The 19,468-nt window shown below is 67.8% G+C and carries 18 protein-coding genes; 5 read left to right on the forward strand and 13 right to left on the reverse strand.

Going from position 1 to position 19,468, the window contains the following annotated elements; genetic code table 11:
- Positions 1-213: 213 nt before the first annotated feature.
- The 8 genes from rplI to AC16DP_RS00370 all read right to left on the reverse strand — a co-directional run bounded on the left by rplI (position 214) and on the right by AC16DP_RS00370 (position 5,114).
- Positions 214-660, reverse strand: a complete 447-nt coding sequence (gene rplI / locus AC16DP_RS00335) for a 50S ribosomal protein L9 (protein ID WP_329727608.1) — start codon at positions 658-660, stop codon at positions 214-216.
- A 33-nt stretch (positions 661-693) separates the two neighbouring features.
- A complete protein-coding gene (gene rpsR / locus AC16DP_RS00340; RefSeq protein WP_116120511.1) occupies positions 694-1,041 on the reverse strand; it encodes a 30S ribosomal protein S18 in 348 nt (115 codons plus the stop codon).
- 51 nt (positions 1,042-1,092) lie between these two features.
- Positions 1,093-1,557, reverse strand: coding sequence for a 30S ribosomal protein S6 (rpsF, locus tag AC16DP_RS00345; RefSeq protein WP_047856541.1), 465 nt, complete (start codon positions 1,555-1,557; stop codon positions 1,093-1,095).
- A gap of 228 nt (positions 1,558-1,785) precedes the next feature.
- Complete coding sequence (pth, locus tag AC16DP_RS00350) at positions 1,786-2,364, reverse strand: aminoacyl-tRNA hydrolase (RefSeq protein WP_329727609.1); 579 nt, start codon at positions 2,362-2,364, stop codon at positions 1,786-1,788.
- 72 nt (positions 2,365-2,436) lie between these two features.
- A complete protein-coding gene (locus AC16DP_RS00355) occupies positions 2,437-3,102 on the reverse strand; it encodes a 50S ribosomal protein L25/general stress protein Ctc (protein WP_414640696.1) in 666 nt (221 codons plus the stop codon).
- 193 nt (positions 3,103-3,295) lie between these two features.
- Positions 3,296-4,249 (reverse strand): ribose-phosphate pyrophosphokinase, encoded by a 954-nt coding sequence (locus AC16DP_RS00360; RefSeq protein WP_047856544.1) that lies wholly within the window; start codon positions 4,247-4,249, stop codon positions 3,296-3,298.
- A 67-nt stretch (positions 4,250-4,316) separates the two neighbouring features.
- Positions 4,317-4,622: a septation regulator SpoVG gene (spoVG, locus tag AC16DP_RS00365; RefSeq protein WP_329727611.1), complete on the reverse strand. Its 306-nt coding sequence runs from the start codon at positions 4,620-4,622 to the stop codon at positions 4,317-4,319.
- 90 nt (positions 4,623-4,712) lie between these two features.
- Positions 4,713-5,114 (reverse strand): DUF5658 family protein, encoded by a 402-nt coding sequence (locus AC16DP_RS00370; protein WP_414640693.1) that lies wholly within the window; start codon positions 5,112-5,114, stop codon positions 4,713-4,715.
- A 134-nt stretch (positions 5,115-5,248) separates the two neighbouring features.
- Between AC16DP_RS00370 and AC16DP_RS00375 the strand changes: the two genes are divergently transcribed.
- From AC16DP_RS00375 to AC16DP_RS00395, 5 genes are all read left to right on the forward strand, one after another.
- Positions 5,249-5,851: a thymidine kinase gene (locus tag AC16DP_RS00375; protein ID WP_329727612.1), complete on the forward strand. Its 603-nt coding sequence runs from the start codon at positions 5,249-5,251 to the stop codon at positions 5,849-5,851.
- A gap of 30 nt (positions 5,852-5,881) precedes the next feature.
- Positions 5,882-6,697 carry a uracil phosphoribosyltransferase gene (locus AC16DP_RS00380; protein ID WP_329727613.1) on the forward strand — a complete coding sequence of 272 codons (816 nt, stop codon included), beginning with the start codon at positions 5,882-5,884 and terminating at the stop codon, positions 6,695-6,697.
- 10 nt (positions 6,698-6,707) lie between these two features.
- Complete coding sequence (gene hpt, locus AC16DP_RS00385; RefSeq protein WP_329727614.1) at positions 6,708-7,241, forward strand: hypoxanthine phosphoribosyltransferase; 534 nt, start codon at positions 6,708-6,710, stop codon at positions 7,239-7,241.
- 141 nt (positions 7,242-7,382) lie between these two features.
- A complete protein-coding gene (locus AC16DP_RS00390; RefSeq protein ID WP_329727615.1) occupies positions 7,383-9,623 on the forward strand; it encodes a peptidase domain-containing ABC transporter in 2,241 nt (746 codons plus the stop codon).
- A gap of 3 nt (positions 9,624-9,626) precedes the next feature.
- Complete coding sequence (locus AC16DP_RS00395; protein ID WP_329727616.1) at positions 9,627-9,797, forward strand: hypothetical protein; 171 nt, start codon at positions 9,627-9,629, stop codon at positions 9,795-9,797.
- A 71-nt stretch (positions 9,798-9,868) separates the two neighbouring features.
- Here the strand turns inward: AC16DP_RS00395 and AC16DP_RS00400 are convergent, their stop codons facing one another.
- The 5 genes from AC16DP_RS00400 to AC16DP_RS00420 form a co-directional block, all read right to left on the reverse strand.
- A complete protein-coding gene (locus tag AC16DP_RS00400; protein ID WP_329727617.1) occupies positions 9,869-10,030 on the reverse strand; it encodes a hypothetical protein in 162 nt (53 codons plus the stop codon).
- Between the two features lie 176 nt (positions 10,031-10,206).
- Positions 10,207-11,163 carry an ATP-grasp domain-containing protein gene (locus AC16DP_RS00405; RefSeq protein ID WP_329727618.1) on the reverse strand — a complete coding sequence of 319 codons (957 nt, stop codon included), beginning with the start codon at positions 11,161-11,163 and terminating at the stop codon, positions 10,207-10,209.
- Positions 11,160-12,932, reverse strand: coding sequence for a vitamin K epoxide reductase family protein (locus AC16DP_RS00410; RefSeq protein WP_329727619.1), 1,773 nt, complete (start codon positions 12,930-12,932; stop codon positions 11,160-11,162). The genes AC16DP_RS00405 and AC16DP_RS00410 overlap by 4 nt, the downstream gene beginning before the upstream one ends.
- A gap of 144 nt (positions 12,933-13,076) precedes the next feature.
- Positions 13,077-14,228, reverse strand: coding sequence for a serine/threonine protein kinase (locus tag AC16DP_RS00415; RefSeq protein ID WP_329727620.1), 1,152 nt, complete (start codon positions 14,226-14,228; stop codon positions 13,077-13,079).
- 4,260 nt (positions 14,229-18,488) lie between these two features.
- Entirely contained in the window at positions 18,489-19,424 is a 936-nt protein-coding gene (locus AC16DP_RS00420; RefSeq protein WP_329727621.1) for a DUF2381 family protein, read from the reverse strand.
- Between the last annotated feature and the right edge of the window lie 44 nt (positions 19,425-19,468).

Raw genomic sequence — 19,468 nt, forward strand, 5'->3', positions numbered from 1 at the left:
ATGCCCGGCCAGTCTACAGGCTCCGCTACGAGGATGTAGCAGCAGCCTGATCGCGGCCTCTGACATGCCTGGGGCCCCGGGACCGGCTTCCTCCCGCAAACGAAAGGGCCGCCCGGGGGTTGACTCCCGGACGGCCCTTGTCTTCACAGGTACTGAAGACGGTGACGGTTACCCTCACCCCGACCCTCTCCCGGGGGGAGAGGGGATGGAGGCTCAGGCCTCGGCGGCGACCTCGACCTTGATCTTGGCCACCACGTCACGGTGCAGCCGCAGCTCCACCTCGTACTGACCCGTGGCCTTGATGGGCTCGGGCAGGTGGATGTGACGGCGATCCACCGTCTGGCCCTGCGAGGCGAGCGCCTCGGCGATGTCCAGCGCGGTGACGGAGCCGTACAGCTTGTCCTGCTCTCCCACCTTGCGGCGGATGACGGCCTTGACCGCGCCGATCTTCTTGGCCTGCTCCTCGGCCGCGCCCTTCAGCTTGGCGTTGCGCGCCGAGATGACCGAGCGCTCGTGCTCGAGCTGGCGCACGTTCTGCTCGGTGGCCAGCACCGCCATCTTGCGCGGCAGCAGGTAGTTGCGGCCGAAGCCGTCCTTGACCGTCACGAGATCACCGGACTTGCCCAGGTTCGCGACGTCCTCACGAAGAATGACCTTCATGTGATGTCTCCGTTGGTGCGTGAGGTGCGGCTGTCAGCCGACCATCGCGTTGTAGGGGAGCAGCGCCAGACCGCGGGCGCGCTTGATGGCCGTGGCGATCTCGCGCTGGTGCTTGGCGCAGTTGCCGGAGATGCGGCGGGGGATGATCTTGCCGCGCTCGGTGACGAAGTACTTCAGGGTCGGCTGATCCTTGAAGTCGACCTTGGAGTTCTTCTCGGCGCAGAAGCGGCAGACCTTCTTGCGGCCAAAGCCGCGGCCACCGCGCTTCTCGTCATCACCCCCGGCGCCGCCGCGGTCACCGCGGTCACCGCCCCGGTCCCTGTCACCACCGCGGTCCCGGTCACCACCGCCGCGGGAAGCGTTCCTGTCGTTGCCAATCATGAGTGTTTCCTCTTCTCTGGAATGGATCCGTAGAAGACGACCTCGGGGGCACTAGGCCTCCTCGGTGCCCTCCTCCTCGGTCTCGGCGACATCGTCCACCACCGCGGCGCGCTCGACGCCCGCGGGAGCGCCCGGACGGGTCTCCTCGACGTCACCGGCCAGCTTCAGATCCTCGAGCACCGGACGGGACTCGGGATCCACCTCGTCCGCCAGCTTGGTGGACAGGAAGCGCGTGACCTCGTCGTAGTTGCGGAGGTTGCGCTCGAGCTCGGCCACCAGACCCGTGCCGCCCAGGTAGCTGGCGTGCACGTAGATGGCGCGGGGCTGCTTGGCGATGGGGAAGGCCGTCTTCTTCTTGCCCCACACCGTGAAGCGGAGGACCTTGCCGCCCTCACGGCCGACGATGCCACGGACGCGCTCCTTGAGCTTGTCCACGTTGTCGTCGGTGAGGTCCGGCTTGACCAGGAAGATGGTCTCGTACTCACGAAGCCGCTTGGCGGCCTGCGTCTCAGCCATGTTTCTCTCCCCTTGGGGTTGAGTGCCCCCCGGAGGTCCGAGGAGCGGGGAAACGGTCAGCCGGTCCAAGGGGGACCGTCCGCCGGGAACGGGAAAACCACGCGCCCGTCTCCCTCGCGTTACGTCCCGGAGGCTCGCGCACCCGGGATGATGGAAAAGAACAGACCCACCCGGCAGAAGCTTCCGGCCAGCGGGGAAGGGGCCTTCTACGGGGGGGAGGACCCCGAGTCAAGGCGCCCGCTTGTTGTACCGGTTCATGGCCGTGGCCAACCCGTCGCGCACCCAGGTATCGGCCGCGTCCGCCGCCAGGGCGATCAGGTCCTCCAGCTGCCGGCGCTCCCCGTCATCGAAATTGGACAGGACGTAGCCGGCCACCCGCTCCTTGGCGTTGGGCCCCTGGGGCTTGCCGATGCCGAGGCGCAGGCGGATGAAGCCGTCCGCCCCCAGGCTGGAGACGGTGCTCTTCAGCCCGTTGTGGCCCCCGCTGCCCCCGCCCGCCTTGAGCTGCAGCCGCCCGAAGGGCAGATCCAACTCGTCGTGGATGACGAGGATGTCCTCCACCGCCACCTTGTAGAAGCGCGCCGCCTCGGCCACCGAGCGGCCGGACAGGTTCATGTACGTCTGCGGCTCCAGGAAGAGGACCTTCTCGCCGCCCAGGGAGCCCTGGCCCACCCGGGCCTGGAACTTCTCGTGGTTGAGCTCGGCGCGCGCTCGCCCCAGCATCGCCTCCACCACCATGAAGCCGATGTTGTGACGGTGGCGCTCGTACTCGCGCCCGGGATTGCCCAGTCCACAGATGATCTTCATGGCGGTGACTCCGAAAAACAGACGGGGCCAGCCCCAGTGGGCTGACCCCGCGAGTACGGCAGGACGAAGAGACTACTTCTTCGCGCCGGCCGCGGGCTTGGCCGCCGCACCGGCCGCGGGCTTGGCCGCAGCAGCCGCGGGAGCCGCAGCAGCCGCCGCCGCGGGAGCCGCCTCGGCCGCACCCTCGGGCGCGCTCACGACGGCGATGGTGTAGTTGACGTTCGACTTCACCACCACGCCCTCGGGCAGCTTCACATCGTTGATGTGCATGGCCATGGCGATCTTCAGCGGCGTCACGTCCACCTCGATCTTCTCGGGGATGGAGCGCGGCATGGCGTAGACCTCGATCTCACGGCGGACCTGGGAGAGCAGACCGCCATCGGCCACGCCCTCGGCCTTGCCGATGAGGATCAGCGGCACGTTCACCTTCACCTGCTCGTCCTCACGCACGGCGATGAAGTCCACGTGTAGGATGTCGCGGGTGACCGGATCCCGCTGATAGTCCTTGAAGAGGACCTGCTGGTCGGCGCCCACGCCCTTGAGGGTGATGAGGGTGTTGAGCTTGTGCGGGGTGTTGATGGCGGCGCGCACGGCCTTGGGGTCGACGGCGACGCTCAGGGGCTTCTCCAGGTGCTTGCCGTAGACGACGGCGGGCACCAGGCCCTGGCTGCGCAGACGGCGGGCGGCGCCCTTGCCGGAGCCCTCACGCGCCTTCACCTCGAGCGTGCTCTTGTCGATGGACATGGATTTCCTCTTTTATGGGGACTGCGGTGTGACCGCGCTGGACCCTGGCGCCTCTGGCATCCCGCCCCCGTGGCGGGCCCCGAGACGGCGCCTTCCGGAAGCGAAGGGCCAACGTGGTGTGGGTGCGACATGCCAGCGCGGGCGGCCGGAGTCAAGCCGCCCGGCGGACAGGAGGGCCCTTCTTCGCCTAGACGAAGAGGGAGCTGAGCGAGTCGGCGCGGTGGATGCGCGCGATGGCCTCACCGAAGAGCCGCTCGGTGGTGATGATCTTCAGCTTGCCGCAGGCCTGGGCGGCGGGCGAGAGGGGGACCGTGTCCGTCATGACGAGCTCCTCCAGCACCGAGTCCTGGATGCGCTGGATGGCGGGCCCGGAGAGGATGGGGTGGACGGCGTAGGCCACCACCCGGCGAGCGCCCCGCTCCTTGAGGGCGGCGGCCGCCTGGGTGAGCGTGCCGGCGGTGTCCACCATGTCGTCCACCAGGATGGCGTCCTTGCCGTTGACGTCTCCAATGAGGTTCATCACCTCGGAGGAGTTGGGCCGCGGCCGGCGCTTGTCGATGATGGCCAGGCCGCAGTTGAGCCGCTTGGAGTAGGCGCGCGCCCGCTCCACGCCGCCCGCGTCCGGCGACACGATGACCATGTCCTGGGTGTCCGGGAACTTCTTGCGCAGATCATCCAGGAAGACCGGCGAGGCGTAGAGGTGATCCGAGGGGATGTTGAAGAAGCCCTGGATCTGCCCGGCGTGCATGTCCATGGACACCACGCGCGTGGCCCCGGCCACCTCCAGCAGATCCGCCACCAGCTTGGCGGTGATGGGCGTGCGCGGCGCCACCTTCCGGTCCTGCCGGGCATACCCGTAGTACGGGATGACGGCGTTGATGGAGCCGGCGCTCGCCCGCTTGAGGGCGTCGCAGATGATGAGCAGCTCCATCAGGTTGTCGTTCGTCGGCGGGCACGTGGACTGGACGATGAAGACGTCCAGACCGCGCACGTTCTCGCCGATCTCCACGTGGATCTCTCCGTCCGAGAAGCGGCCCACCGAGGCCTTTCCCAGAGGGCGCTTGAGATAGTCGCAGATGCGATGGGCCAGACCCGGGTTGGAGCTCCCGGTGAACACCTTGAAGTCGCGGGGCTGCTGCATGGGCGCGCTACTAACGCGCCCCGTGGCGGAAGGGAAGTACCTTCCACGTGCTTGCCCGGACGGGTGCTCAGTCGTGGTCGCCCGCGGCGGCCAGGAAGGGGCTCGGTACCCCGCCCCCCGTGTGCTGCTGCCGCTCGTACTCCTGGAGGATGGTCCGCTCCATCTGGTTGCGCGTGTCCGCGTTGAGCGGATGGGCGATGTCCTTGTACGTCCCGTCCTTGCGGCGCTTGGCCGGCATGGCGATGAACAAGCCGGACGCTCCGTGAATCACCTTCAAATCCCGGATCACGAAACAGTGATCCAGCGTGATGGTCACGTAGGCCTTCAGCTTATCTTCGTCGACCGGGTACACCTTGACGTCGGTGATGTTCATGGTCCCCCCACAGACCCTCGAGGTACGCGCTGGAGGGGAGCCTGAATCGGACCGGGCCGGAAAAGCAAGTCTTGCGGGGCTTCTTGTGCGTCAACCGATGCCCCGATGACACATGTGGGCCAGGAACGCGAGGTGGTAGACGTCGATGACGATGTAGAGGGCGGCCCCCGCCTGGATGGCCCGCTGGCTCAGCCGCATGGAGCGGTGCAGGCACAGGAGCGTGAGTCCGAGGCTCACGATGGTGACCTTGATGGCCATGAAGGCCAGGGGCGAGTGCTCGTAGGCCACGCGCATCAGCGGGTTGAGCTCCTCGGCCACCTCCAGCTGTAAAAAGGTGAGGGTGAAGAGCCCGTCCAGCAGGTTGAGCACCAGCAGCAGGACCGCCGCCGGAGTGATGTGGAACGAAGCCCCCTCGATACCCGACCACCGCGATGCCTGCGTCGTCGCCGCCACCCGGACCTCCCCGTTGGAATCCGCGACGGGGTTCTTCAAGATGCTTGCCAACGTGGAGGGGCCCCGGGAGGCCTGGTGCGGGAAGCCCGGGCGGATTTCGAAAGTTGACGTGCCAGGAGGGGCGTGACAGAGGAGACCCGCGCTCCCGCACCGCCTGCCGACGAGTCCTCCGCGTGCAACAATTTCCCAATGACATCGGGTGGATAGAGGTCATCTGCGGCTCGATGTTCTCGGGCAAGACGGAGGAGTTGATCCGCCGCATCAAGCGCGCCGTCTACGGCAAGCAGGTCGTCCAGGTGTTCAAGCCCCGACTGGACAACCGCTACGACGAGACCCAGGTGGTCAGCCACTCCCAGTTGAAATTGACGTCCATCCCGATTGAACGGGCTGAAGAAATTTTCCACCATCTGGGCCCCAAGACGCAGGTGGTGGGCATCGACGAGGTGCAGTTCTTCGGCACCGAGGTGGTGGCGGTGTGCGAGGCGCTGGCCAACCGGGGCATCCGCGTGGTCGTCGCGGGGCTGGACCAGGACTACCAGGGCCGCCCCTTCGAGCCGATGCCGCAGCTGCTGGCCATCGCCGAGTACGTGACGAAGCAACTGGCCATCTGCGTGGTGTGTGGGAATCCGGCCAACCGCTCGCAGCGTCTGGTGGATAGTGGAGAGCGCGTGGTGGTGGGCGCCGCCGGGGCCTACGAGGCCCGCTGCCGCAAGTGCCACCGGGCCGAGCCCACCGAGGCCACGCCTCCCCAGACGCTCGATTTGTTCGAACACTGAAGCCCCGACTGACGCTCCAGAGGTCCGGCCATGCGTGACACCCTCTACGCCAATGTCCCCTTCCAGTTGAGCGAGATGCCCCACCGGTATGGCCCCAACGTGCACCTGGTGGGCAACCCCTTCCTGCTCTCGCAGCTGGCGAAGCTGTGCAGCAAGGGCACGGTGCAGCCGGAGATCAACCGGCTGGTGGCGCTGCTCTACACGGACCTGGTGAAGACGGTCATCAACGCGGAGTTCCCCCGCAAGATGGTGGCCATGCCCACCCGGATGATCGACCACACGCCCCAGGGCATGTACCAGGGCGAGGTCATCGACCCGGCGGTGCGCGCGGTGACGGTGAACATCGCCCGCGCCGGCACGCTGCCCTCGCAGGTGACGTACGATCTGCTCAACACCACGGTGGACCCGGTGCTGGTGCGCCAGGATCACATCATCATGAGCCGGATGATCGACGCCAAGGAGCACGTGGTGGGGTCGAACATCGGCGGGGCCAAGATTGGCGGGGACATCGACGACGCCATCGTCCTCTTCCCGGACCCGATGGGCGCCACCGGCGGCAGCCTGAGCACCGCGGTGAGCATGTACAAGGAGAAGGTCCCCGGCACGCCCCGGCGAATCCTCAGCCTCAACCTGATCGTCACCCCCGAGTTCCTGCGGAGGATTTCCCGCGAGCATCCGGATGTGGTGGTGTACGCGCTGCGCCTGGACCGCGGGCTGTCACCGCCGGAGGTGTTCGGCACGGTGCCCGGCGAGCTGTGGGAGAAGGAGCGGGGGCTGGATGACCGGCAATACATCGTCCCCGGTGGCGGCGGCTTCGGGGAGATCATGAACAACGCGTACGTGTAGAGGTAGGACCGTGGCTTTCTACGAGAAGGATGTCGGCGTCCACATCGACGAGAAGAAGCTCCAGGCGCGCGTGCGCGAGCTGGGTGAGCAGATCACCCGCGACTACCAGGGCAAGGAGCTGACGTTCATCTGCGTGCTCAAGGGCTCGGCGTTCTTCGCCATGGACCTGGCGCGTTACGTGGACCTGCCGCTGACGATCGAGTTCCTCGGGGTGTCCTCGTACCAGGGCGGCACCGAGACGACGGGCGAGGTGCGCATCACCACCGACGTGAGCAAGCCCATGGCGGGCAAGCACCTGCTCGTCATCGAGGACATCATCGACACCGGGCTCACCATGAGCTTCCTGCTGGAGAACCTGAAGGCCCGGCACCCGGCGTCCGTGAAGGTGTGCTCGCTGCTGGAGAAGCCCTCGCGCGCCCGCACCCAGGTGCCCATCGACTACAAGGGCTTCGTCATCGACGACGTCTTCGTCGTGGGCTACGGGCTCGACTACGCCGAGCGCTACCGCAACCTGCCCTTCATCGGCGTGATGAAGGGGAAGTAGTCCCGAAGTCCTCCGCCGTGTCCGGGGCCCGCTGGGTCCCCGGCCCGGCGGCCAGCGGACCAGGCGCTCCTTGCGAGGCAGTCCGCCCCTCCCCATGGTCTGCCCCATGTCACGTGCGTGGGTCCATCCATCCGAGGGGCCGTGCTAGCCACTTCCGCCCCGCGCCTCCGCACCCGGCTCGCCGCCTTCTCCCGGCGCCGCCGCCGCTATCCGCTCCGCCGTCAGGTCGAGGAGGCGGACTGTGGCCCGGCCTGTCTGGAGATGCTCTCCGCCTACCACGGCTCGGAGCAGGCCCAGGCCCTGCTGCGCGAGCTCGCGTATGTGCGTGCCCCGGGCTCCACCCTGTTGGACATCGCCCGGGCGGCCGAGCAGCTCGGCTTCCGGGCCCGCGGTGTCCACGTGGAGGACGCGGCCGACCTCGAGGACGAGGAGGGCCAGGCCCTGCTGCCCGCCATCGCCCACTGGGAGGGCAACCACTTCGTCGTCCTCTATGAGGTGAATGCGCGCAACGCCGTGGTGGGGGACCCCGCCATGGGTCTGCGGCGCATTCCTCGCGCCGAGCTGGCCTCGCACTGGAACGGCATCCTCCTGCTGCTCGAGCCCACCGAGGCCCTCTTCCAGCCCCGGGCCGTGTCCGATGCTCCCGCGCGCCGCCCCACCGCGCTGCGCCGCTTCGTCCACGGGATGCTGCGCTACCGCGCGCTGCTGGCGCAGATCGTCCTCGCCACGCTTCTGCTCCAGGGACTGGCGCTGGCGCAGCCGTTCCTCGTCCAGGGGCTGGTGGACAAGGCCGTGGGCGGACGCGACGTGCCGCTGCTCACCGCCATCGGCGTGGGCCTGGGCGTCCTGCTGGCCGCGCAGGTGGCCGTCACCGCCGCCCGGGGCGCCGCCCTCTTCCTGCTCTCCGGCAGCTACTCGATGCTGCTGCTCACCCGCTTCTGGAAGCGGTTGCTGTCGCTGCCCCTGTCCTTCTTCGCCCGGCGCCACCGGGGCGACCTGCTCAAACGCATCGAGGACCACCAACGCATCCGCCGCATCCTCCAGGGCGCCGCCTCCTCCGTGCTGCTCGACCTGGTGATGCTGGTGGGCTACTCCGGGGTGCTCCTGCTCTACGACACCACCGTCTTCGCCCTCTTCCTCGGCGGTGCCGTGCTCTACGCGGCCTGGACGCTGGTGCTGCTGCCTCGCCGCGGCCGTCTGGACGCCGAGCGCTTCCGCGTGGGCGCCGAGGCCAGCCGCCTGGAGCTTCAGATGCTCGGAGGCATCCAGACCCTCAAGGCCGCCAGCGCCGAGCAGCAGATGCGCGCCTCCTGGGAGCGGCTCCAGGCCCGTGACTTCGCCGCCTGCCGCCGCCTCTGGTTGCTCGACACCCTCCACCAGGGCGGCACCCTCTTCATCAACCAGGCCATGTACCTGGGCATCCTCCTCTACGAGGCCTGGCTCGTCCTCCAGGGGCGCATGTCCATCGGCCAGCTCGTCGCCACCCTCGCCATCCTCGCCCTGGTGCTCAACCCCCTGCAGAACCTCGTCACCTTCGTGCACGAGCTGCAGGACGTGGCCCTCTCCCTGCGCCGCGTGGAGGTCGTCTACGAGGCCGAGCCGGAGTCGCTCGAGGCTCCCGGCACCCAGGCTCCGGGGCTCGCCCACGCTCCGGAGATCCGGCTCGAGCACGTCACCTTCCGCTATGGCTCTCCCCACGAGCCTCCCATCCTCGACGACGTGAGCTTCACCCTGCCCGCGGGGAAGATGACCGCCATCGTCGGCCGCTCCGGCGCCGGGAAGACGACGCTCGCCCACCTGCTGCACGGCCTCTACCGCCCCCAGCAGGGCCGCATCCTCTACGACGGCGCTCCCCTGGAGTCGCTGCCTCCCTCTGGCCTGCGCCGCTCGGTGGCCTACGTCTTCCAGAAGACGGACATCTTCGATGGCACGCTCGCGGAGAACATCTCCCTCGGCGACGAGCGGCCCCACCCGGAGCGGTTGATGCACGCCGCTCGCACCGCGTGCCTGGATGACCTGCTCGCGTTGCCCAAGGGGCTGGATACGCGCATCGGCGAGTCCGGCATCCGGCTCTCCGGCGGCGAGGAGCAGCGGCTGCAGCTCGCGCGCGCCATCTACCGGGATCCCCGCGTGCTCTTCCTCGACGAGGCGACGAGCCACCTGGATGCCACCACCGAGCGCGCCATCACCGAGTCGCTCCAGCGCGAGGTGGCCGGCCGCACCGTGGTGGTGGTGGCGCACCGGCTCTCCACCATCCGCCGCGCGGACCTCATCGTCGTGCTGGAGCGCGGGCGCGTGGTGGAGCAGGGCACCCACGAGGAGCTGCTGGCTCGCGAGGGCGGGCGCTACCGCGCGCTCGTGGAGAATCAGATGGAGGGTTGAAGGATGCACCCGCGTGAGGAGGACGAGGACGACCTGACACTCACCGAGGAGCTGCGCACCGTCATGCGTCCACGCTCCGGGCGGCTCCTCGTGCTGCTGGTGCTGATCGCGCTGGTGCTCGGCGCGCTCGTGCTCGTGGCCTCACGCACGGTGCTCGCCGGGTTGTGGCGATAACGGACCGCGGGGCCGGACGGCAGGGCGGTGGGGGAGCCCCACCGGCCTCTGCCCGGATTCAACGGCGATGCTCAGCAGGCCAGACAGCCCACGGGCTCTTCGCCACACGCGTAGGTGGTGATGTCCGGGCACTTCGGGCCCTTCTCCGCCCCGGCGCCACCCTCGATGCGAGCGAGGTCCTGCACGAAGAGCTCCTTGATCTTCTTGACCTTCTTCTCCTTCTTCGGCTCCATGGTCGTCTCTCCAGGCTTCGGTGGCGCGCGGGTCCATCCCACGTGCCGCAGGCGCTCGATGAACCTGCATTCGAGAGAACGACTCCCGGAGAGAGCCCAGTCCAGGAGAGCCGAGAAGCCATTCCGTGCCCGATTGCCCGCCTGCCTCGGGCACGGGCGCTCGGCCGCTCGTGGGCTCAGGGAATGGGAATGCGCGCGGCTCGCACGAGCGCCCTCGCCAGCTGTCCGAGGAGGTCCGTGCCCGCGCGCGCGTCGAAGCCGAGGAACATGGGCGAGGCGTTGAGCTCGAGGAAGCGCAGCGTGCCCCGTGCGTCGCGCTTGAGGTCCATCCCCGTCCAGCGCAGCCCCACCACCTCCGCGGCCCGGAGGCACTGGCGCGCCACCTCGGGTGGCAGCTCGAAGGACTCGATGCGCTCCTCGTTCTGCCGGAAGTCGAGCGCGCGCGAGATGATGCGCAGGCTGGCGATGATCTCCCCGTCGAGCACGTAGACGCGCACGTCCTCGCCGGGCATCAACTCCTGGAAGGTGACGGGCGCGGCTTCCAGCGCCTCCAGCCGTGCGCCGGTGAGATCCTCGGGCCCCAGCTCCAGCGTGGCCGCGCCCCCCTCGACGGGCTTGTAGGCCACGCGCCGGCCCGCGGCGAACCGGCGTACCGCCTCCGGATCATTCGTCCAGAGTGTCTCTGGCACCGGCAGCCCCGCGTCCGCCAGGAGCGCGAGCTGCACCGGCTTGGGCGTGCGCCAGTCCGAGGCGAGCGGGTTGTAGAGCGGCACACCCATGGCCTCCCAGCGCCCCACCAGCCCGCGCAGCAGCGTGGTCTTCTCCCGGAAGGCCACGAGCGTGGTGCGCCAGTCGTCGTCCATCGCCTCCCGCGCGTCCACGCCGAAGGTGAGCGGATGGGCGTGGTAGCTGCGCAGGTAGATGGACCCGGGCCGCTCGAGCCGCCGCCCATCCAGGATGATGCCGTCGAGGCCCTCCGTCAGCGACAGGCGCGTCTCCTGCGGGAAGGTGAGGGTGTCCACCACGAGGGCCTCGACTCCCTCCTGCTCGACCCGGCGCGCCAGCTCGGAGATGTGAGCGTCGTCGCGGGAGCCCACGAAGAGCACGGGCCGGGCGGGTGAGCGGGTCGTCATGGTGCGTGTGCTCCGTCGTGGTGGGGCTCGCTGGAGGAGGCCCGGGGCGTGAGGGTGTCGAGCAGGGCAGGTGGGTCGAGCCACACGGCGACATGGGCCAGCGGCGCCTCGCAGCGGCGGCCATCGAGGAAGAGCGTGGGCAGGCCCCGGGCATGGCGCTGCTTGAGCGCCGCGGCCGCGCGCACCCGGTCCCGGGCGCTCTCCCGTACGGCCCTGAGTGTTCCGGCTTCCTGTCCGGCATCGGCCGCCACGAGGGCCAGGGGATCCCCGGCGTTCCGCAGGCGCGCGGAGTCCCGTTTCGCCGCGCGGAAGAGCTGGAGGAAGACCTCGCCTCCCCAGGCCACGCCGGCCGCCGCGAGCGCCTCGCATGCCGCCTGGTCTCCCGGGTCATCTGGATCCATGGGCGCGAGTGCCACGTGTGCGCGCACCTGCGTTCCCCGCCGAGTCACCAGCGCCTCCAGCTCCTCGAGGACGGGGCCGCAGTGGCTGCATGCGGGGTGCGCCAGGACGACGAGCACGTGCGGTGCGTCCGGCTCTCCCAGCCGGGGACCGAGGGCTTCTCCGTCCAGGTTCAGCCGTGGCTCCTGGGAGAGCTGGGCGAGCGTCGCCAGCGGAGAGCGCAGCAGGCGCGTGTGCTCGCGGAGGAGGGACTCGCCCTCGCCGCCCCGGGAGAGCAGGGGCACCGCCGAGGACAGCACCAGCCCGAGCAGGAGCACCAGCAACAGCGCGGCGGGGAGCAGCCCCGGAGGCGGTGTGGGCCCGTGCGGCAGGACTCCCAGGAGGAAGACGGCCGCGCCGCCAAGGTCCACCGCGTGCACCATCATGCAGAGCGTGCAGAAGCGCCGCATCCGCACCTGCGCCACGACCAGGAGCAGGGAGAGGGGCAGGGTGGGGAGGAAGGCCGCTCCCGTGAGCCACGCCTGCACGGGGCCTCCGCCGAGCGGAGCGGTGCACAGCACCAGCAACAGGGCTCCGAAGAAGGCGGTGCCCAGCCCGGCCAGTGGCACTCCGGCGGGACTCGCCCAGGCGGAGAGCAGCACGCTCTCGCAGTCCAGCGGTCCACCACCTCCGCACAGGCGCGAGGCCTTGCCACCTCGGGTCCACGAGAGCGCCGCCAGGGACGCCGTGAGTCCCACTCCACAGAGCAGGGCCAGCAGCGCGGTGGGCAGCCGGAGCCCGGAAGGTTGGGCGAGCACGGCCAGCACGAGCAGCACGCCCACCAGCGCGGCCAGGGCCCCACGCATCCAGGGCGAGGCGGACGGGCCGGCGAGGGCCGTCTTCAGCTTCCACTCCCGGAGGAGCAGCTCCCGCGCGCGGTGACGGAGATAGCCCGGCTCGGGCTCGCCCTCGCCGCCGTACTCCAGGAAGACCACGACGCCCGACCAGAGGGCCGAGAGCGTGTCCCGATCCATCTCCCGGCTGCCCCGCCGGCTGTCCCAGATGCGGAAGCCGCCCGGCGTGTCCTCGGAAGGCGGGATGACCGCTTCGAGCAGGCCGAAGCCCCCCTGGGGTCCGGACTGGAAGTGGAGGATGGCGGGCAGCTCGTCCGCATCCAGGGCATCGAGGGTCTCCAGGTCTCCCTGGCCGGCCGTGACGTCCAGCCCCAGCGCGGGAGCCTCCTGCGCCAGGGCCAACAGGGTGCCCGGTTGCGCATGGCGCGCGAGGACCTCTCGCACGTGGGTTCGCGAGTAGCGCAGGCCCAGGCGCCGGGCCACCTCGGCGAGGACCTCCGCCGGGTCATCGCTGGGGACGTCGGGATCTCGAAGCATCGGGATGCACGCCGGAAGGGCGCGCTTCCCGGAGATAAGGCGGGGGGCGGGTTCGTGACGCCGGTAGGCCGCTGGCACGAGCACCAATGAACAGAGCCGGCTCCCGGGCGATGAAGAGTGGGCAGGGGGAATGTCCTCCAGCCTTCACGAATACCCGGGCACGTCCTCCGGGAAGATGCCCCGCTCCATCAGCGAGGCTCCCTGCCTTCGGGGCGAGCCCGCCGCCTCGGTCCGGGCCATGAGAAGCTCCATCGCGGCCATGCGCGCTCCATAAGGCTGTTCTCGCGAGGCTCGGAGGTTCTCCTGGAGGTCGTCCCGCAACTCCGCTGCGGTCGCGTACCTCTCGTCGGGGTTGACGCGCAGCGCCTTGTGGACGAGGCGCTTCACAGGCGCCGACACCCCCTGGAGGGCCTCTTCCACGTGCTCGGGACGCAAGGCCGCGGCCAGTGCCTTCAGGTGTTCGGGCCTGGCCCAGCTCGGCCGCTCCGCGCGCACCGTGCTCCGTGGGAGGGTGCGCCTCGCCGGCAGGCCGGCCGCTGCCTGCAAGGAGGTCAGCCCATAGAGGCAGTTTCCGGTCAGCGCCTCCAGCAACACCAGGCCCAGCGAGAAGACATCCCAGCGGGCGTCCGGCACGGCCGTGCGGAGATGTGCCAGGCGCTCCGGCGCGGCGTACTCGAGCTCGCCCCGCAGCAGCCCCCCGGGGGTCGGTACCCGCTGGGGCAGCAGTGAATACGCCGATGCGAAGTCTCCCAGCTTCACCGTTCCCTCCCACCCGATACGAATCCCACAGGGGTTGAGCGCGCGGTGGACGAGCCCCAGCGGCTGGCCTTCCTCATCCGTCGCGGCGTGGAGGTGGTGCAGCGCCTCGGCCACCGCACCGGCGACGTAGAGGCAGAAGGGCTCGGACATCCACCGGTCTTCCCGCAGCACACTGAAGCTGATGACCGTCCCCAGGGAGCAGCCATCCACATGCTCCTTGAGGAGGAACGTCTCGTCCCCCGCCGTGTGCAGTCCGAGGACGCGCTCGATGGCCGGGTGCACGAGCCGCGAGGCCATCCGCACCTGCTCCTCCAGCCGTTGGTGTGCCGGGGCGGGCGCTCCGTGCGGCAACAGCTCCGCCTCCAGGGGCTCGCCCACGTGCCCGTGGCTGCGCGGACGGACCAGGTAGTGCTCCAGCCCGTTCGGGGTGGAGCCCATCCGCCAGACGACGAGGTAGTCCGTGCCCTGGTGTGAGAAGAGGACATGCTTCGTGGCCTCCTTGCCCCGGACGGTCTGCCTGCGGAAACCCGAACCCATGCGCGCAACGCTCCTGCCTCCGGTGGAAGGCGGCTCCTTCCCGGACGCTGGGTGGACGCCGCTGTCTGGAGGCGGGGCGGACTGTACTTTCGAAGTCCAGCGGCGGATAAGGACGTGCGGGGTTTGCTGCCTGGAGCTTCGCGCTGTAAATCGGGGCGCGCGTTGCAAAAGCGTTTACAGCGCGGGGCGCGCGCTCATTTGTCATGTGCTGCTCCGTTTATTGGCGCAGGGAGGGGTCAACCCTCTTGCGCGGACCGTGTGTCCGGTATGCACGTCCAAGGTTCTCCGGGGCGGCGTCCGCATTTGAATCCCTTTTCACAGGCTGAGGCGTCCTCGGGAGTACAAGACTTGCGGCATCGGTATAGATGGCAGACCGTCCCTTCGGGACAAGTAGGAGCATCTTGGGTGCCGCAGGGTTGCAGGCAGTCCATCCACACCGTGTGCGCATGCTTGGGGGACTCATGGATGGAGCAGACCTGTCCCTGGGGACAGGTGTTCCGTTGGCAGTCCTGTCCGAGAACCTCTGCGCAGACGGAGATGCGCCCGCCTCTGGAGACGCACCGCTGACCCTCGGGGCAGTTGCGCCCCTCACACGTCGGTTGGCAGGAGGGGCCCGATGGATCATCTTCGCAGAAGGAGCCTTCGGGGCAGGTCGAGGCGTCTTCCAACCGGCACGGACGACCGCACCGGCTCCGGCAGAGCAAGCCCCGCTCGCAACCATCCTCGCGTTCGCGGGGGAGCATCTCGCATACCTCTCCTTCCTTGCGGACTCCCACGACCGAGCAGGTGCGGAGTTGATCCCGCTCGTTGTTGGCGGCCCAGGTCTGGCAGGTGAATCCCTCCGGGCAGTGCTGCTCTGTCATGCACGTGCTGTCCGCGCAGTAACTGTGCTGCACCAGCATGTTGAAGAAGCAGCGGAGGGGTTGTTCGCAATCCGCGTCCGTGCGGCACTCCTGCTTGTAGGTGAGCAGGCTTTGACGCTCGCCGGGCGTGAGCATGGGAATGAGGCCTGGCTGCGCGGGTGACGACACCCTGTCATCTCCGGGTCCATGGCCGTACAGGAACAGCAACCACACCAGTGGTAGAGGCAGCAGAAGACCGAGCAGTGCGGCCAGTCGAGTACGCCATGTCATGGTTCAGAGAAGTAGGGAGCGACAAGGTCCATGCTCAATTTTCTTCAGGGAGGCCCGGAACACACGCCCAGGGCTGGCTGGGATGGTTGCGACCGCAGGAGAAATCGGGTCCGCAGGCCGAGGAGTTTTCGGGGTCGCATGTCTTGCGGCACTGGAAGAGGAAGCAGGCTGTCCCCTCAGGACAGGGCGGTCTGCTCCCACCACAACCCTGGAGGCATTCCATCCAGATATGGCCCGGAGTGCTCGGATACGTGTTTCGAATGCACTTCAATCCCTGGGGGCAGGGGGCTTTCTCGCAGTCGTATCCATGGACTGCCATGCAGACAGACGCGTGTTCTCCTAATAGCTGAACACACCGTTGGCCAGCTGGGCAGGGACGGCCTTCACATGTGGGGAGGCAGGAAGAGCTTATTTTCCCCGTATGACAGAAGGAGGCTTCCGGGCAGCTGTCGGGCGGGTCTGCCCGGCATGGGCGACCGCAGAACCCTTGACAAACAAGACTTTTGATGCAGCCGTCCTCGCGGTCCGAAGGCAACCTCATGCACAGTTCTCCCTCCTTGCGCGTGCCGATCAGGGAACAGACTCCGATCAGATCCTTGCCATTCTCAACGGACCACGGAATGCAGGTGGAGCCCTGCGGGCAATGTTCGTCCGCTGTGCATAGACTGTCGGTGCAGTGGTGACGCTGTGTCGGCGCGTCGTAGGAGCAGCGGAGTGGAGGGTCGCAGTCCGTGTCCGTGCGGCAGTCATGGGCGTAGGTGAGCAGGGACAGACGCTCCTCTCGCGATAGCATGGGGACGAGACTCCTGCCCTGGGGCAACTCCATCCGCGCACCGGGTTCGGGTCTGGACATGGCGATAGAGAGCAGCCACACCAGGGGCAAGGGAATGAGGAGCACCAGCACCGCGGGCAGCACCATGCGCCATTTCATGGATTTCGTGGGGTGTGGCGAACTCGGTGGAGGCTCCCATCGGCGGGAAGGGCTGTGTCAATCCTCACCCTCGGTCCGGTGGTCGGGTCTACAAAGCCACCTGTCATCAGGCTGCCGCTTACAGCTGTAACCCGGTTCGCAGGTCGTGGAAACGCCAGGAGTGCAAGTCTTCCGGCACCGGTACAACTCGCAGACGGTTCCTTCAGGGCACGGTGTATCATCCTCCGTGGGGCCACAGGTGTGCGCGCAGCCCATCCATACCTCGTCCGCCGGCTGGGGATATTCACTGAACGTACAAACCTGTCCCTCTGGGCAGGGGGTCTGCTTGCAGTTCTGCCCATGCACCGTGGCGCAGATGGAGACACGTCCGCCCACGGAGACGCATTGCTGGCCCTCGGGACAGGTGCGTCCCTCGCACGTGGGCTGGCAGGCGGCACCCACGGCCGCGGGATGCTCCTCGCAGAAGTAGCCTTCCGGGCAACTCCTGGGGTCGTCCACCTGGCATGGACGGCCGCACCGGAAATGACAAAACAGGCCTCGCTCACATCCGTATTGGAGCTCGCGGGTGAACATGGCGCACACCTCTCCCTCCTTGCGCTTTCCCACCAACGAACAAGCCTTGAGCAGATCATTGCCATTCCTGGCTTTATAGGTCTGGCAAGTGAATCCATCCTGGCACTGCTGGTCCGTCATGCACCGGCTGTCCACGCAGTAGCTGTCCTGGGTCACCATACTGAAGAAGCAGCGGAGCCGCGGATCACAGTCCGCGTCCGTGCTGCACTCCCGGCCATAGGTGAGCACGTTCTGCCGCTCCACGTCGGTGAGCATGGGAATGACATCCGGTTGCTGAGCGCGTGGCCTGCCCAGGTGAGGGCCAGGTAAGGAGGTGAAAAGCAGCCACAGCAGCGGCAAGGGCAGTAGAAGACCGAGCAGTGCAGCCAGTCGAGTGCGACATGTCATGGTTGGAATGGAATAGGGCAGTGCAACGCCCTGCGTTCAAGTCTTGGAGCCCGGAAGGCACACCCAGGGCTGACTGGGGTGTTTGCGGCCACAATGGAAAGCGGGTCCGCAAGTCGTGGGGTTTTCGGGGTCACACGACTTGCGGCATTGAAAGAGGAAGCAGGCCGTTCCGTCAGGGCAGGGAGGCTGGCTCGTGCCACAACCCTGCAGACATTCCATCCACATGTGACCCGGAGTGCGCGGATTGGCGTTGAGTGTGCAGTGCTGGCCCTGCGGACAGGGGGTTTGCTCGCAATCTTGTCCATGAATCGTCATGCAGACAGACCCCTGTCCTGCCATCAACCCGATACAGCGCTGGTCCGCCGGACAGGGACGGTCTTCACAGGTGGGCATGCAGTAGGAACCTTCTTCGTCGGAACGGCAATAGTACCCCTTCGGGCAACTGGCGGACTCGTCCACCCGGCATGGGCGACCGCAGAACCCATGGCAGAAGAGGCCCTTGGCACAGCCGTCCTTCGGGCTTTCAGGCAGGCGTTCGCAGAGTTCCCCCTCCTTGCGCACGCCGGTGAGCGAGCAGATACCGATCAGGTCCTTGTCATTTTCAACGGACCAGGGGATGCAGGTGAAGCCTTGTGGGCAATGTTCATCCCCCGTGCACAAACTGTCCGTGCAGTGGTAGCGGCTTGTCGGTACGTCGTAGGCGCAGCGGAGTGGAGGATCGCAGTCCGCGTCCGTGCGACAGTCATGCGCATAGGTGGTCAGGCGCATGCGCTCCTCATGAGAGAGTACGGGGATGAGCGCCCTACCCGGGGGCAGCGTCATCTGCGCACTGGACCCATGCCCGGACATGGCGATGTAGACCAACCAGACAAGGGGCAGAGGCATAAGGAGAACGAGTAAGGTGGACACTACTTTGCGCCATTTCATGCGCCATTCCTGTTAATCCCTGGGTTTACATACGTCAGGACATCTCTTTTGTTGCGAGGGCAGTCTGCTCCAGTAGTCTTCACCGCATTTGTCCATCCATTCTTCATTGCTCAGCGGGCAGTGCTTGAAGCGATTCACCATGTCCCTGTGGAGGGCCATGGGGATGGTGCCGTCCGGTCCGAAGGCCGTGCAACTCGTCAGCATGGAAAGCAGGAACAGCAAAGGTCTCTTTGGCATGGGGCCTCCCTGTGTTCACCCAGGGTATCACCGGGTCTGATCCTCCCATGAACCAGTCGGATGTGAGCCGTCTCACGGGAAGGACACACCGCCAAAGGTGACGGGCCTCGTCCGGCCCTCCTCCCAGAGCTCCAGCAGGAAGTCGCCTCGCGCTTCCGATTCCGGCATCTCCGCCTCCACCACCACGCGCTGCTTGCGCGGGCCGGGAAGGACCGGTGCCTCCTGCCACACCGTGGCGCTCCACCGGACGCCACTCCCGGACACCAGCTCCGCGCCCGCCGCCAACCACGGGAGCGTGCTCGCATTGCTCAGCCATAGCTCCATGGCCACGCGTACCTTCCTGGGTTGCACTTCAGGGTTCCCCCTGTCCGGGCTGGTGGCGCGGTAGCTGATGGGCTCCCACGCCGTGAGCTGCTCTCCGGCGAGCCGGGTGAGGGCGTCGACGAACTCACGGGTGACCACGCCCTCCGCGTTCATCAGCCTGGAGACGAGCAGGCCCATGAGGCCCGACAGCTTCTTGCGCTCCGCGAGCTCCGCCTGACACTGCCGCGCCTTCTCGCGTTCCTCCCGCGCCTGCTCCCGGCCACTCTCCATGGAGCGCGGGCGGTACACTTCCACATGGTGCTCGGCCTGGGCTGGGGGCACCACCACCAGGAGGAACTCCACTTGCGCTGGCACCTGGCCGTCCAGGAAGCGCACCGGCATGTGCAGCCGCTGCCCTGGCTTCAGCGCACGCGAGGCCATGAGCAGCAGGGAGTCGCCTGTCACTGTCACCCGCCGGAAGTGCTCGCGCTCCTCCAGTCCGACGAGCTGCACCGGCACGTCGAAGAACAGGTTGAGGGGGGTATTGGGGCCGATGCGTACCTCGTATTCCCGCTCGGGCGCGTCCACCGACAGCATCAATTGGCGCCCCCCTCCCGCTTCCGTGGTGGCGGGGCTGGATTGGGCAGCGGCGGGAACGCTCGCCAGGAGCGCGAGCACGGCGAGGGCGGCGGGCAGGGCAGGCATGAAGGGGAGAGAACCTCCAGAGTGAGCCAGTATACCAGTTACTT

The organism is Archangium sp., from assembly GCF_057119385.1.

Coding starts and splice junctions, on each gene's coding strand:
- rplI (WP_329727608.1), bottom strand. CDS start 660: ATGAAGGTCATTCTTCGTGAGGACGTCGCGAACCTGGGCAAGTCCGGT.
- rpsR (WP_116120511.1), bottom strand. CDS start 1,041: ATGATTGGCAACGACAGGAACGCTTCCCGCGGCGGTGGTGACCGGGAC.
- rpsF (WP_047856541.1), bottom strand. CDS start 1,557: ATGGCTGAGACGCAGGCCGCCAAGCGGCTTCGTGAGTACGAGACCATC.
- pth (WP_329727609.1), bottom strand. CDS start 2,364: ATGAAGATCATCTGTGGACTGGGCAATCCCGGGCGCGAGTACGAGCGC.
- AC16DP_RS00360 (WP_047856544.1), bottom strand. CDS start 4,249: ATGCAGCAGCCCCGCGACTTCAAGGTGTTCACCGGGAGCTCCAACCCG.
- spoVG (WP_329727611.1), bottom strand. CDS start 4,622: ATGAACATCACCGACGTCAAGGTGTACCCGGTCGACGAAGATAAGCTG.
- AC16DP_RS00380 (WP_329727613.1), top strand. CDS start 5,882: ATGCGTGACACCCTCTACGCCAATGTCCCCTTCCAGTTGAGCGAGATG.
- AC16DP_RS00395 (WP_329727616.1), top strand. CDS start 9,627: ATGCACCCGCGTGAGGAGGACGAGGACGACCTGACACTCACCGAGGAG.
- AC16DP_RS00400 (WP_329727617.1), bottom strand. CDS start 10,030: ATGGAGCCGAAGAAGGAGAAGAAGGTCAAGAAGATCAAGGAGCTCTTC.
- AC16DP_RS00405 (WP_329727618.1), bottom strand. CDS start 11,163: ATGACGACCCGCTCACCCGCCCGGCCCGTGCTCTTCGTGGGCTCCCGC.
- AC16DP_RS00410 (WP_329727619.1), bottom strand. CDS start 12,932: ATGCTTCGAGATCCCGACGTCCCCAGCGATGACCCGGCGGAGGTCCTC.
- AC16DP_RS00415 (WP_329727620.1), bottom strand. CDS start 14,228: ATGGGTTCGGGTTTCCGCAGGCAGACCGTCCGGGGCAAGGAGGCCACG.
- AC16DP_RS00420 (WP_329727621.1), bottom strand. CDS start 19,424: ATGCCTGCCCTGCCCGCCGCCCTCGCCGTGCTCGCGCTCCTGGCGAGC.